Origin of the sequence: Sphingobium sp. Ant17 (assembly GCF_000588875.1) — a bacterium.
In the GTDB taxonomy this organism is placed as follows: domain Bacteria; phylum Pseudomonadota; class Alphaproteobacteria; order Sphingomonadales; family Sphingomonadaceae; genus Sphingobium.
The window spans coordinates 1-13,297 of the sequence record NZ_JEMV01000090.1 but is presented as its reverse complement, the minus strand read 5'-3'; the positions used below and the strand labels follow the sequence as shown (position 1 = coordinate 13,297).

Annotated in this window: 15 protein-coding genes, 1 tRNA gene and 1 pseudogene; 14 read left to right on the top strand and 3 right to left on the bottom strand. The window is 65.3% G+C overall.

Annotated features, from left to right (window positions below; genetic code table 11):
- The 7 genes and pseudogenes from BF95_RS27980 to BF95_RS22745 form a co-directional block, all read left to right on the top strand.
- Positions 1-460, top strand: a 460-nt coding sequence (locus tag BF95_RS27980; RefSeq protein ID WP_161774398.1) for a methylamine utilization protein MauD, incomplete at its 5' end; no start/stop codon positions are given.
- Between the two features lie 61 nt (positions 461-521).
- Positions 522-974 (top strand): (2Fe-2S)-binding protein, encoded by a 453-nt coding sequence (locus BF95_RS22770; RefSeq protein WP_043154747.1) that lies wholly within the window; start codon positions 522-524, stop codon positions 972-974.
- A pseudogene (locus BF95_RS22765) lies at positions 971-3,156 on the top strand (molybdopterin cofactor-binding domain-containing protein). The gene BF95_RS22770 and the pseudogene BF95_RS22765 overlap by 4 nt, the downstream one beginning before the upstream one ends.
- A gap of 69 nt (positions 3,157-3,225) precedes the next feature.
- Positions 3,226-3,789, top strand: a complete 564-nt coding sequence (locus BF95_RS22760) for a septal ring lytic transglycosylase RlpA family protein (RefSeq protein ID WP_443018417.1) — start codon at positions 3,226-3,228, stop codon at positions 3,787-3,789.
- 93 nt (positions 3,790-3,882) lie between these two features.
- A tRNA-His gene (locus BF95_RS22755) sits at positions 3,883-3,959 on the top strand.
- 89 nt (positions 3,960-4,048) lie between these two features.
- Positions 4,049-4,411, top strand: coding sequence for a phosphoribosyl-AMP cyclohydrolase (gene hisI, locus BF95_RS22750; RefSeq protein ID WP_043154743.1), 363 nt, complete (start codon positions 4,049-4,051; stop codon positions 4,409-4,411).
- A gap of 7 nt (positions 4,412-4,418) precedes the next feature.
- The gene (locus BF95_RS22745; RefSeq protein ID WP_043154741.1) at positions 4,419-4,949 is read left to right on the top strand and encodes a hypothetical protein; all 531 of its coding nucleotides are present in this window, start codon (positions 4,419-4,421) and stop codon (positions 4,947-4,949) included.
- 12 nt (positions 4,950-4,961) lie between these two features.
- Here BF95_RS22745 and BF95_RS22740 read toward each other — a convergent pair whose 3' ends face one another.
- The 3 genes from BF95_RS22740 to BF95_RS22730 all read right to left on the bottom strand — a co-directional run bounded on the left by BF95_RS22740 (position 4,962) and on the right by BF95_RS22730 (position 8,058).
- On the bottom strand, positions 4,962-5,582 hold the full coding sequence (locus BF95_RS22740; protein ID WP_043154739.1) for a YitT family protein: 621 nt from the start codon (positions 5,580-5,582) through the stop codon (positions 4,962-4,964).
- 87 nt (positions 5,583-5,669) lie between these two features.
- Positions 5,670-6,713, bottom strand: a complete 1,044-nt coding sequence (locus tag BF95_RS22735) for an aspartyl/asparaginyl beta-hydroxylase domain-containing protein (RefSeq protein WP_235209953.1) — start codon at positions 6,711-6,713, stop codon at positions 5,670-5,672.
- A 148-nt stretch (positions 6,714-6,861) separates the two neighbouring features.
- On the bottom strand, positions 6,862-8,058 hold the full coding sequence (locus BF95_RS22730; protein ID WP_043154737.1) for an MFS transporter: 1,197 nt from the start codon (positions 8,056-8,058) through the stop codon (positions 6,862-6,864).
- Positions 8,059-8,305: 247 nt separating this feature from the next.
- Here BF95_RS22730 and BF95_RS22725 point away from each other — a divergent pair, with 247 nt between their 5' ends.
- From BF95_RS22725 to BF95_RS22695, 7 genes are all read left to right on the top strand, one after another.
- The gene (locus BF95_RS22725) at positions 8,306-9,388 is read left to right on the top strand and encodes a L,D-transpeptidase family protein (protein WP_043154734.1); all 1,083 of its coding nucleotides are present in this window, start codon (positions 8,306-8,308) and stop codon (positions 9,386-9,388) included.
- 4 nt (positions 9,389-9,392) lie between these two features.
- A complete protein-coding gene (locus BF95_RS22720) occupies positions 9,393-9,971 on the top strand; it encodes a M23 family metallopeptidase (RefSeq protein ID WP_043154732.1) in 579 nt (192 codons plus the stop codon).
- A gap of 106 nt (positions 9,972-10,077) precedes the next feature.
- Positions 10,078-10,641: an elongation factor P gene (gene efp, locus BF95_RS22715; RefSeq protein ID WP_043154731.1), complete on the top strand. Its 564-nt coding sequence runs from the start codon at positions 10,078-10,080 to the stop codon at positions 10,639-10,641.
- A 163-nt stretch (positions 10,642-10,804) separates the two neighbouring features.
- A complete protein-coding gene (locus BF95_RS22710; protein ID WP_043154728.1) occupies positions 10,805-11,617 on the top strand; it encodes an inositol monophosphatase family protein in 813 nt (270 codons plus the stop codon).
- Between the two features lie 128 nt (positions 11,618-11,745).
- The gene (gene ndhC, locus BF95_RS22705) at positions 11,746-12,120 is read left to right on the top strand and encodes an NADH-quinone oxidoreductase subunit A (protein WP_037473947.1); all 375 of its coding nucleotides are present in this window, start codon (positions 11,746-11,748) and stop codon (positions 12,118-12,120) included.
- Entirely contained in the window at positions 12,111-12,665 is a 555-nt protein-coding gene (locus BF95_RS22700; protein WP_043154727.1) for a NuoB/complex I 20 kDa subunit family protein, read from the top strand. Before ndhC ends, BF95_RS22700 begins: the two co-directional genes overlap by 10 nt.
- Before the next feature lies 1 nt (position 12,666).
- Positions 12,667-13,297 (top strand): NADH-quinone oxidoreductase subunit C (locus tag BF95_RS22695; protein ID WP_043154724.1); only part of this gene is annotated, 631 nt, incomplete at its 3' end.

The following is a 13,297-nucleotide window of genomic DNA, read 5'->3' as shown; positions in this document are numbered from 1 at the left end:
CGCCGTGCCGGGCCGCGCCGCGCCGGTGGTCAGCGCGCCGACGCTGGCGGGCGATATGCTGACCATCGGTGGGCCGAGTGCGGACGGGCGCGCGCAATTGCTGTTGTTCATTGCGCCCGGCTGCGCCGCCAGCCGCTCCGCCGTGCGCGACGCGCTGGCATTGACGAACCGCACGCAGTTGCGGCTGTTGTTCCTGGGCGAAGGGCGGGCGGAGGATTATGCCGACATGCTGCGCCAGCATCGCATCCGCGACACCGACATCATCCTCAATGCGCAGGTCGGCGCGGATTTCCGTATCGGCACCCGGCCTAGCGCCGCGCTGATCGATGCGAGCGGGCGACTGCTGGCGCGCGGGACGATCGACGGGCGCGCCCAGCTCGAAGCCCTGTTGGCGCATGGGGAGGCCGACGCGGCGGCCGGGCAGGATGCGGACCCAAAAATTGTGGCGCTGGCGTCATGATCGCGCTGGACAGGGCGCGTCGATCGGGCATTTTGGGCGGGGTATGAGAGGGAATGACGGCATGGCGATCAGTCTGACGGTGAACGGCGTGGCGCGGCAGGTGGAGGGCGACCCTGCCAAGCCGCTGCTATGGGTGCTGCGCGAGGATCTGGACATGGTGGGAACCAAGTTCGGATGCGGCGCGGGGCTGTGCGGCGCTTGCACCGTCCATGTCGATGGCAATGCCGTGCGATCGTGCCAGACGCCGCTGGGCGATGTGCAGGGGGCGAAGATCACCACGATTGAAGGCGTAGCGAAAAGCGCAGTGGGCAAGCGCATCGCCGATAGCTGGATCGCGCAGGACGTGCCACAATGCGGCTATTGCCAGGCCGGGCAGATCATGAGCGCAACCGCGCTGCTCAGCCAGACGCCCAAGCCCAGCGACGAGGAGATCGATGCGGCGATGATGGGCAATCTGTGCCGCTGCTCCACCTATGTCCGCATCCGCGCCGCGATCAAGGCAGCGGTCGCATGAGCGCCGCGATCCTCTCCCGCCGGGGCTTCATCTCCGCCTCGCTGCTCGCAGGCGGCGGCTTGCTGTTCGACTTGGCTGTGCCAGTGGCGCAGGCGGCGGACGGAACGCCGGTCATCCTCAACGCCTTCATCCGCATCCTGCCCGACAATCGCGTCATCATCGGCGCGAAAAATGCGGAGGTTGGCCAGGGCGCGAAAACGATGCTGCCGATGATGATCGCCGAGGAACTGGACGTCGACTGGGCGCAGGTCAGCGTCGAACAGACCCATGCCGACGCCGCGATCTTTGGTGGCCAGAGTGCGGGCGGCAGTCGCACGACACCACGCGAATGGATCCCCACGCGCCAAGCCGGCGCAGCGGCGCGGGCGATGCTGGTTGCGGCGGCGGCGGCACAATGGGGCGTTGGCGCGGAGACGCTGACGACCGGTAGCGGCAAAGTGACCGATACGAAGTCGGGCAAGTCGGTGCCCTATGCGGCGCTGGCGGCCGCGGCGGCGAAGCTGCCTGCGCCCGATCCCGCCACGCTCACGCTGAAAGACCCCGCCAATTTCCGCATCATCGGCCAGTCGGTCGTCGGGGTCGATACCCCCGCGATCGTCGCTGGTAAGCCCCTGTTCGGGATCGATTTCAAGCTGCCGGGCATGCTGTACGCGGTGCTGGAAACCTGCCCGCCTTTGGCGGCACCTTCACATCGGCCAATCTGGACGCGGTCAAGGCGCTGCCGGGCATCGCCCATGTGCTGCCGATCAAGGGCGATGGCACGGCGGAATCGGGCTATGATGGCGTTGCGATCCTGTCGACCAGCTGGTGGAGCGCGAACAAGGCGCGCGAGACGCTGAAGGTCGAATGGGACACCAGCGCGGTGTCGGGCTTTTCGACCGAAAACTATACCACGCAGGCTGTAGCGCGGGCTAAGGCGAAGGCCGATACCGACATCACGCGGACGGGTGATGTGGATGCGGCTTTCGCGTCGGCGGCGAAAGTCGTGAGCGCCGACTATAGCTATCCCTTCCTCGCCCATGCAACGCTGGAGCCGCAAAATTGCACAGCCCTGTTCACGGATGGCGCGATCGAAATCTGGGCGCCGACGCAGAACCCGGAAAATGGGCGCGGGCTGGTGGCCAAGGCGCTGAACCTGCCGCCCGAAAAAATCCGCATCAATTTCTCGCGCATCGGTGGCGGCTTCGGGCGGCGGTTGATGAACGATTATATGGTGCAGGTGGCGAAGATCGCTGCGCAGTTGCCGGGCGTGCCGGTCAAGCTGCTCTTCAGCCGCGAAGACGATATGCGCCGCGATTTCTATCGTCCGGCGGGTTGGCATGGGTTCCGCGCGGCGCTGGACAAGGGCGGCAGGCTCACGGCGTTTCACGACCATTTCGTGACATTCGGCAAGGATGGCAAGGCGTTGCGCGGCGGCGATCTGCCCGCGCATGAACTGCCCGCCGGGCTGATCGATCATGTGCTGCTGGAACAGAGTTTCCTGCCCACCAACATGCCGACCGGCTGGCTGCGCGCGCCCGGCTCCAATGCGCTGGGGTTCGTGACGCAGGCTTTTCTGGACGAGGTTGCGCAGGCGGCGGGCAAGGATTTGCCCGGCCTGATGCTCGACCTGTTCGCCGAGCCGAAGGAATTGCCGCGCGGCACCAACCAGCCGCCCTTCGTCACGACGCGCGCCAAGGGCGTGATCGAGAAGGTGGTGGCGATGGCGAACTGGTCCGGCCGCAAGGCGCTGCCCAAGGGGCGGGGCCTCGGCTTTGCCTTCTATTACAGCCATATGGGCTATTTCGCCGAAGTGCTGGACATGGAGATCGCCGATGGCGTGCCCAAGGTGAAGACCGTCTGGGTCGCGGGCGATGTCGGCAGCCAGATCATCAACCCGATCAATGCGCTGCATCAGGTGCAGGGGTCGGTGATCGAGGGGCTGGGGCAGGCGCTTGCGGGGCAGGCGATCACGCAGGTTGCGGGTGCCGTCGAGCAGGGCAATTTTGACACCCACCCGCTTCAGCGCATCCCCGATACCCCCGCCATCATCGTCGAATTCGTGAAGACCGACTATCCGCCCACCGGCCTTGGCGAACCGGCTTTGCCACCGGTCATTCCGGCCCTCGTCAACGCGATCCACGCCGCGACGGGGAAACGGATTCGCAGCCTGCCGGTGACGGCGGAGATGCTGAACGCCTGATCCTTCCCGACGGGGAGGGGGCCGACGCTCGACCTCTCCGGCAAGGCGGGTTAGGGAGGCGGCATGAGGATGAGACGATTTGCCGCGCTGTGCGGCGCGGGCGCGATGGCGCTGCTTCTGTCGGCTTGTGGTGGCGGTCAATATCGCCCGGTGCGTGATGTGCCGGTGAAGATCGGCCCGCCCTATACGGTGCGTGGCGTCACCTACACGCCTGCGGCCGATCCGGGCTATGACATGCTGGGCTATGCCAGCTGGTATGGATCGGAATCGGGCAATCGCACTGCCAATGGCGAACGGTTTCGCCCCGGCTGGGTGAGCGCCGCGCATGTCAGCCTGCCGCTGCCCAGCTATGTCGAGGTGACGGCGCTGGATACGGGGCGCACCATCGTGGTGCGGGTCAATGATCGCGGGCCTTTTTCCGGGCGGGGGCGGGTGATCGACCTGTCGCGCGGCGCGGCGGAGCAGTTGGGCGTGCGGGCGCAGGGGCATGCGCCGGTGCGGGTGCGGCTGGTCGATCCGCCCGAAAAGGATCGCGCACGGTTGCGCAAGGGCAAGGCGGCGCGGGCGCGCGCGACCGTGCCCGAAGCCACCTTGCGCAAATTGCGCGCGCAGTTGGCGGCGGCGGGCCTGTAAGCGGCGGAAAGCTGCGATCGCGGCATTTGCCTGCTTGACGGAGCGGGATGAGCCGCATATGTGCCCACTTCTCGCGGGCCGAACGGCCCCATGGCGATCGTAGCTCAGTTGGTTAGAGCGCCGGTTTGTGGTACCGGAGGTCGGGGGTTCAAGACCCCTCGATCGCCCCATTTTTCCTTCTCGCGGCCGTTCCCTGCATAATCGCCGGGCAGGCGGGAAGGGGCTTCGCAGCATCGCTTTTGCGCCCTATAGCCCCGGCATGACCGATGCGCGCGACAAGGGGCTGACCCTCAATCCCAAATATGACGACCATGGCCTGATCACGGCGGTGGTGACCGATGTGGACAGCGGCGACGTGCTGATGGTCGCGCATATGAATGCGCAGGCGCTCGCCCTGACGGTCGAGACGGGCCTGGCGCATTTCTGGTCGCGCAGTCGCCAGGCGCTGTGGAAAAAGGGCGAGACGTCGGGCAACATGCTGGCGGTGCGCGATATCCGCATCGATTGCGATCAGGATGCGCTGTGGGTGAAGGCGGTGCCTGCCGGGCCGACCTGCCATACGGGCGCGCGCTCCTGCTTCTTTCGCCGGGTCGGGCCGGATGGCCTGAGCGCTGTCGATTAGGGCAACGATGCGGCGAACCGGCCTTGCCCTGTGCCTGATGCTGGCGGCGTGCGAGCCTGCGCCCGTTTCCCGTGATACGGCGCAAGAGGTTGGCCCGCTGCCCGTGTCCGGCCTGGAGCGCGCCGCGATCGAAAGTGGCGTCATCACCGATGCGGCCAAGATTTCCCCTGTCGGGCTTTTCCAGCGCCGCCACGAAGCCGGGCGCGACGCGCTCTGCGTCATTCCCGGAGCCAAGGGGACGCTGCGTTTCGGTCTGGAGGCGAATTTCGGCGAGGAACTGGCCTGCCGGGGCCGGGGAAGCGCGCGGCGCGCGGGCGACAAGCTGATCCTGCGCTTTGCAGGCGGCGACCGCTGCATCATCGTCGCCCAATATGATGGCGATCAGGTGGCTTTGCCGGGTGTCGTCGATATGGCCTGCGCGCGCCTGTGCGATGGACGCGGCACGTTGGAGGGGGTGAGCTTCCCCCGGATTGCGGGCGATGCTGCGACCGCGTTGCGCGCGCGGGGTCGCGGCGGCGGCCTGCTCTGCAAGAGCTGACCGCGCGCGGGATCAATGCCCGATATAGCGCCCCGGCCGGTGATTGACGATGAGCACCGCATTGATCGCCGCTGCCGACAGGATCGACAGGGCGAAGCGATCGGCGCTCAACAGCGGTAGCGACGCCGCCAAGATGATGGCATCGCCGATCATCTGGGTACGGCCCGCATTCCATCCCCGCGTCTTCTGCAAGGTCAGCGCCACCACGCCCAGCCCGCCGACACCCGCCCCATGGCGGGCGATGGCGAGGATGCCGAAACCGATGATCGATCCGCCGAACAGCGCAGCGAACAGTGGGCTGACCCGCGCCAGTTCCAGCGCCATCGGCATCATTGAGCCCAGCCCCATGATCGCGATGTTGGCGAACAGCGTCTTCAGTCCAAAGGCTGGCCCCATGGCGCGCCCGGCGAACAGGAAGAAGGGAATGTTGATCAGCAGGAACAGCGTCGCTGGCGACCAGTGGATCAGATAGGAGAGCAGCAGCGCGATCCCGGCCATGCCGCCCGTCACCAGATTGGCCTGTTTCAGCAGCATCAGCCCCATGGCGATGAAGGCGCAGCCCAGCAGAATGGCATAGCCATCCTCGGCCAGATTATGCGGGCGGGGGGCAGGGAAGGCGGGGGCAGGAGTCATGGCATGTCCGTCAAGCGTTACGCCCGGTCATCCTCTTGTCCTGCCGCTGCTCATACAGCGGACGCGCGCCACTGCAAGAGGCTGCGCTTATCCGCCGGTGTCGATCTGCGCCGGGCCGAACTGGTCGATCGCCTGGAACAATAAGGTCAGCGCCGCCCGTTCCTCTACCGCGATCTCTGGCCGCCACACTTCGAACAACAGGATGACGCGGGTATCGGCGCTGCGGTTCCAGGCTTCATGTTCGATGCTGTCGTCGAAGATCAGCATCTCGCCCTGCCGCCAGGCCCGCGTTTCCGCGCCCACGCGCAGCGCGCAATCAGGGGGCGTCAGCAGCGGCAGGTGGCAGATGAGCCGCGTGTTGAGCAGGCCATGATGGGGCGCGATATGGGTGCCGGGCTTGAGCAGCGACCAGAGCGCCATCGGCGATCGCCCTTCGATCACCGGCATCGGCGCATGGGCGAGCGCGGCCATCACGGCCGGGCAGTGGGCGGCATGCTCTGCCACCGGCGCGCCGCTCTGCCAGAAATAATAGGCACCCCAGCTGGGATCGTCGCGCAATCTGTTGTTGGGTGCGGGGCGCTCCTTCGATGTCTGGACATAGGGCGCGAAGTCCGGCGCGCCCGCGCGCACCGCCGCCAGCTCGGCGACGATCGCGTCGGTTATCGCCTCCATCGGCGTGACCCAGTCGAAATCGGCGCGCTCGTAGAAGGCGCGCTGGGGCAGGCCGGGGAAATAGAACATGCTCGGCTGCTGCAGATATATCTCGCGCTTGCCGAGCAGCAGGTCGGTGGCGAGCGCGATGCGGGGCAGGGGCGGCAGGTCGCGGATCGCGGCGGTCAGATGATCCTCGAAGCGCTGGCTCGATTGCGCGATGGAATCTTGCGCCTGTTGCAGCAGCGGTTGCAGTTGGGGTGGCGCGCCGTGCGCGGCCGCCTGCGCCAGCGCGGTGCGCCGCCAGCTGATCGCCCCGCGATCATCGCCGCGCGCCTGCGCATTATGGCCCATGGCGAGCAAGGCGGGCAGGTTGCGGGGATCGCCCGCCAGGATCGTGCGCAGCGCCTCCGCCTCGCCATCCCGATCGCCCAGCCGGTTGCACACCTGCGCCAGCAGCATTGGCGGCGGCGCGGCCATCTGCGCCAGCGTCGCGCGTGCTTGGCCGCATCGCCTCCGCGCAGCGCCACCAATGCGGCCTGGGCCAGCGCCTCTTCTCTTGCCTGATCGCTCATGCGCCTGCCTTATCGGGGAGCCTGATCTGGGACAAGCGCGGCGGCAAAGCGGCTTATTCGGCCGGAACCGCGATCATCCGCGCGGTGCGCTGTTGCAGCGCGATCGACAGCAGGAAGACGGCGAGGCCCCCCAGTGCCAGCACGGCACCGATCCAGCCGGTCGAGGTCAGGCCATAGCCCGCCGCGATCGCCATGCCGCCGAGCCAGGGACCAAGCGCATTGGCAACGTTGAAGGCGCTATGGTGCAGCGCTGCGGCGAGCGTCTGCGCGTCGCCCGATACGTCCATCAGCCGCGCCTGCAACGGTGTACCCAATCCGCCACCCGCGCCGATCAGGAAGATGATGAGGCTAAGCGTCCAGATATTGCCCGCCATCAGCGGGAACAGGGCGAGTGCGCCCGCGCTCCACAACAGCACGAGGATGACGGTGCGGTTGAGCGCCCGGTCGGCCATCCACGCGGCGACGAGGTTGCCGATCGTCATGCCGACGCCAAAGATCATCAGGATCACCGGCACCCAGACTTCCGATACGCCGGTCACTTCGATCATGGTGGAGGCGACATAGGTATAGACGGCGAACAGCCCGCCGAAGCCGATCGCGCCGGTCAGCAGCGTCAGCCAGACCTGCGGCTTGGCGAGCGCCGTCAGTTCGCGCGCGGCGCTCGCCTTGGGGTCGCCCGCGTCGCGCGGGGCGTAGAGCGCCACCAGCGTCATCGTCGCGATGGCGAGCGCCGTCACCACGAAGAAGCCCGAGCGCCAGCCCAGCGCCTGCCCCATCCAGTTGGCGACGGGGACGCCCAGCACCGTGGCGATGGTCAGGCCCGACATCACCCGCGCAATCGCCTGCGCCCGCTTTTCGATCGGCACCAGTTTGGCGGCCACCAAAGCGGCGACGCCGAAATAGGCCCCATGCGGTACACCGCTCAGGAAGCGGAAGACGAGCATCCAGCCGTAGCTTGGCGACAGCGCGGACAGGCCATTGCCGATCGCGAACAGCGCCATAAGGCCGATCAGCAAGTGGCGACGCGGCAGGCGGGCACCAAAAGCGGCAATCACCGGCGCGCCTGCCACCACGCCCAAAGCATAGGCACTGATCGCATGACCGGCGGTCGGCACGTCGATGCCGAGGTCGCGCGCGAAGAAGGGCAGCAGGCTCATCGCCGCAAATTCGGTGGTCCCGATCGCGAAAGCGCCAACGGCCAGCGCGAAAAGGACGAGCGCGGGTTGCGCCTGGTGGGGGCGGGTGCCCATGGCTTAGCTCCATGCTGCAATGCAAAATAGCGGAAGCGCGGGAAATGGTCCCGCTGACAACGCTGGTCAAGAGCGGGTGCGCGTGAGATTATTGCAAGTGCAGCGGTGCCCGACGCAATCCGGGCGAGGGGTTTCGGCCTCTGCGTCCTTACTTGCATGGCTACGCACCCTTCCGCCCCGTCATGCGTTTCTCGCCCAACTTCGGGAGAGAATAGCCTTGAACCACCACCGCCTGCTGCCCCGCCATATGCTGTTGCTGACCGCGCTGTTGTGCAGCGCCTGCAACGTGTCCGTCACCGATGCCAATGACAGCGCGGCAGCGGCCAATGCCGCCACGCCGGTCAATGGAAGCACCGCTGCGCCTGCCGCCGTCAACACGGCTTATGATTTTCAGGTCGTGCCGGAGCAGACGGCCTGGCAGGCCGACCGCATATTCCAGGCGCAGGTTCAACTCGACCGCTGGGGTTTTTCGCCCGGCGTGCTGGATGGCAAGGATGGCATGTCGTTCAAGGCGGCGGTGCGCGGTTTTCAAGAGGCGAACAAGCTGCCCGTGACCGGCGACTATGATCAGAAAACCGCGATCGCCCTGCTGGAAGGCGAAGCCCGGCCGACTACCTGGCTGGTGCGTATTCCCGCCGATTTCGCGCGCGGCCCGTTTTTCACCATGCCCAAGGATATGAGCGAAAAGGCAAGCCTTCCGGCGCTCACCTATCGCAACCTGCTGGAAAAGCTCGCCGAGCGTTTCCATACCACGCCGGAATTTCTCGTCTCGATCAACCCGCCGGGCACCAAGGTCGGTGCGGGCACCACCATCCGCGTGCCTGCGATCGAGAACCAGCCCGTCGCACAGATTGAGGGCGATGAACGCGGCTGGGGTGAGACGCTCGCCAGCCTTGGCGTCGCAAAGGATCAGCCGCAGGCCGATCATCTGGTCGTCGACAAGTCCGAAGGGCTGCTCAAAGTCTATGACGCCGACAATCGCCTGATCGCGCAATTCCCTGCCACCATGGGGTCAGAGCATGATCCGCTGCCGCTGGGCGAATGGACGATCAAGGGCGTCGCCCGCAATCCCGACTATCATTACAACCCCGCACTCTTTTGGGATGCCGGGGCGAAGGACGAGAAGGCGGTGTTGAAGCCTGGCCCCAACGGCCCGGTCGGTGTCGTGTGGATCGATTTGTCCAAGGATCATTACGGCATCCATGGCACCCCTGAACCGCAGACGATCGGCCGGACCGAAAGCCATGGCTGCGTGCGCCTGACCAACTGGGATGCCGCGCGGGTGGCGCAAATGGTCAAGCCGGGGACCAGGGCCAAATTCCAGGCGTAGGGCCATGCCGACGACCTTTAAATGGCGTCGGTGGCTGTGGGGCGCGGGGGCGGTCGCGCTGTGCGTAGCCTTCGCGCACTATTGCGTGCAGATCGTGCCAGCCGATGCGCCGCTGCCCAATGCCAAAGCCCCTGCCGCCCAGTCGGCATCGGGCACGCTGTTGATTCCGGTCGAAGGCGTACCCGCTTCGGCGCTGACCGACACCTTCACCCAGGCCCGCGCCGCTGGCAGCCGCGCGCATGACGCCATCGACATCATGGCGGCGCGAGGCAGGGCGGTGCTGGCGGTCGCCGATGGCCGGATCGACAAGATCCACTGGAGCAAGGAGGGCGGGCGCACCCTGTATCAGCGCGCGTCCGACGGCCGCACACTCTATTATTACGCGCATCTTGATCGCTATGCGCCGGGCCTGCGCGAAGGGCAGATGGTGCGGCGCGGTCAGCGGATCGCGACCGTGGGCAGCACCGGCAATGCCGACCCCGCAGCGCCGCACCTCCATTTCGCCATCCACCGCGCGATGCCCGCCACGCCCTGGCATGGCGGTAAACCCATCAATCCCTATCCGTTGCTGACCGCGCCCTGACCTGTCCCGCGCCCCCTTGCCCTTCGTGCCGTCCCGCTGTAAACGGCCGCCCAGCCTCCCGCGAGGCCGGCTCTTTCACTCTTGGACATATAGGCAGGCTCTTCCCATGAAGATCAGCGGCGTGGACATTCGTCCCGGCAATAATATCGAATATGAGGGCGGCCTGTGGCGCGCTGTCAAAATTCAGCACACCCAGCCCGGTAAGGGCGGCGCCTATATGCAGGTGGAGCTGAAGAACCTCATCGACGGCCGCAAGAATAACGTCCGCTTCCGCTCCGCCGAAAGCGTCGAGCGGATCCGGCTGGATACCAAGGATTTCCAATATCTCTATGCCGAAGGCGACATGCTCGTCTTCATGGACAATGAGACCTACGAGCAGATTAACCTGCCCAAGGAATTGCTCGGCGACGCCGCCGACTTCCTGCAGGACGGCATGGCCGTGACGCTCGAAATGTATGATGAGCGGCCGATTTCGGTGCAACTGCCAGACACCATCGAAGCGACGGTCGTGGAAGCCGACGCCGTGGTCAAGGGCCAGACCGCCTCGGCCAGTTACAAGCCCGCGATCCTCGACAATGGCGTCCGCGTCATGGTCCCTCCGCATATCGTCAGCGGCACCCGCATCGTCGTCGATGTGTACGCCCGCGAATATGTAAAGCGCGCGGACTAAGCCGACCAGATACGCCCCTCCCTTTCAAGGGAGGGGTTGGGGGTGGGTGCGATTGCTCGTTTAGCAATCGCTGGCTAAGCCACCCTCCAAGTTCGAGCCAGCTCGCTGCGCTCGCCACCCACCCCAACCCCTCCCTTGAAAGGGAGGGGCTAAGGAAGAAAACATGGCATCCCATTCAGGCCTTCTCACCGTCATGGAACGCGCCGCACGCAAGGCGGGCGGCAAGCTGCGCCGCGACTTCGGCGAGGTCGAGCATTTGCAGGTATCCCGCAAGGGGCCGGCCGACTTCGTGTCGAAGGCCGACGAACAGGCGGAAAAGACGCTGGTCGAGGAATTGCAGCGCGCCCGGCCCGACTGGGGCTTCCTGCTCGAAGAGGGCGGCGTGATCGAGGGCGATCCGACCAAGCCGCGCTGGATCATCGACCCGCTCGATGGCACCACCAATTTCCTGCACGGCATCCCGCATTTCGCCATCTCGATCGCGGTCGAGGAACCGCTTTATGGTGGCAAGCGCGAGATCACGACGGGCCTCATCTATCAGCCCTTCACCGACGAAAGCTATTGGGCGGAGAAGAATCGTGGGGCGTGGCGCCATGACCAGCGGCTGCGCGTCTCCGCGCGCCGTGACCTCGCCGATTGCGTCATCGCGACCGGCATTCCGTTCATGGGCCATGGCGACATGGGGCAGTGGGTCCGTATTTTCGGCGCGGTTGCGCCGTCGATCGCGGGCATCCGCCGCTTTGGCGCGGCCTCGCTCGATCTCGCCCATGTGGCTTCGGGCCGCTATGACGGCTTCTGGGAAAGCGGTCTGCAGCCCTGGGACGTGGCGGCCGGCATGCTGCTGGTGCGCGAAGCGGGCGGTTTCGTCAGCGATTTTCGCGGTGGCGAGCAGATGATCGATCGCCGAGAGGTGATTGCGGGCAATGACGCCATTCACAGCAAATTGCACAAGCTGGTGGCAAACGCCCTGCGCTAAGGTGCAGCTAGGCCAAGCGCTTCAAGCACTTGGCCTTTTTGCGATTCATTCTCACGGCCTTGGCCCCTTGCTTCGCATATGCAGCAGGCCTAAAGCGCCCCGACAACCTTTTCGCCCAGGGGATACCATTGGTCGATCTTGCCCAATATCTGCCGATCCTGCTCTTTTTGGGGATCGCTTTGCTGCTGTCCGGCACGTTCGTTTTCCTGCCGATGCTGGTCGGTCGCCTGACCGGCGCGCATAAGCCGGATCCGGCCAAGCTTAGCGAATATGAATGCGGCTTTCCCGCTTTTGAGGAGCCGCGCAGCCAATATGACGTGCGCTTCTATCTGGTGGCGATCCTCTTCATCATCTTTGATCTTGAAGCGGCATTTCTGTTTCCCTGGGCGGTTAGCCTCGACCAGATCGGCTGGGCCGGCTGGGCGACGATGATGATTTTCATAGCGGAGCTGGTGCTCGGTCTCGTCTATGCGTGGAAGAAGGGAGCGCTCGATTGGGAGTAGAACTCTATAACCCGGCGCCCGGCACCTTGCCCGCGCAGGGAACGCAGCCCGACCAGGATTTCTTCAATTCGCTCAACAGCGAAGTGAATGACAAGGGATTCCTCGTAACCTCGACGGAGGATCTTTTCACCTGGGCGCGTACCGGTTCGCTGTGGTGGATGACGTTCGGCCTTGCCTGCTGCGCGGTCGAGATGATTCACGTCAACATGCCGCGTTACGACATGGAGCGTTTCGGCGCTGCGCCACGCGCCTCGCCGCGCCAGAGCGACGTCATGATCGTGGCGGGAACGCTGTGCAACAAGATGGCTCCCGCGTTGCGCAAAGTTTACGATCAGATGTCTGAACCGAAATATGTTATTTCCATGGGGTCCTGCGCCAATGGTGGGGGCTATTATCACTACAGCTATTCTGTAGTGCGCGGTTGCGACCGGATCGTGCCGGTCGACATCTATGTACCGGGTTGTCCGCCGACTGCCGAAGCGCTGCTCTATGGCGTGATGCAGTTGCAGCGGAAAATCCGCCGGATCGGGACGATTGAGCGTTAATATGGGCCATTCCGCACCCCGGATCGCGACCATCGATGGGATCGCGCAGGAAATCGAAGCGCTTCTCGGTTCGATGCTGATCGAGACCGTCGATCATGCCGATGAACTGACCTTCATCATTCTGCGCGACGCCTTGCCGCAGGCGCTGACGCTGCTTCGCGATCAGGCTGAATATCAGCAGCTGATGGAAATTGCGGGGGTCGATTATCCCGACCGTCCCGAACGGTTCGAGGTCGTCTATCATCTGCTGTCCGTCACCCGGAACCATCGCGTCCGCGTGAAGGTGTCGACCGACGAGGATATGCCGGTGCCGACCGTCACGCACCTCTGGCCGGTTGCCGGCTGGCTGGAGCGCGAAGTGTTCGACATGTATGGCGTCGTGTTCGACGGCAATACCGACCTGCGCCGCATCCTGACCGATTACGGGTTCAAGGGGCATCCGCAGCGCAAGGACTTCCCGCTGACCGGCTATGTCGAGTTGCGCTATTCCGAGGAAGACAAGCGCGTCGTCTATGAGCCGGTGAAGCTGGCGCAGGATTTCCGCAGCTTCGACTTCATGTCGCCCTGGGAAGGCGCGGAATATATCCTGCCCGGCGACGAGAAGGCGCCGCAGGCTCCTGGGGCGCCCACAC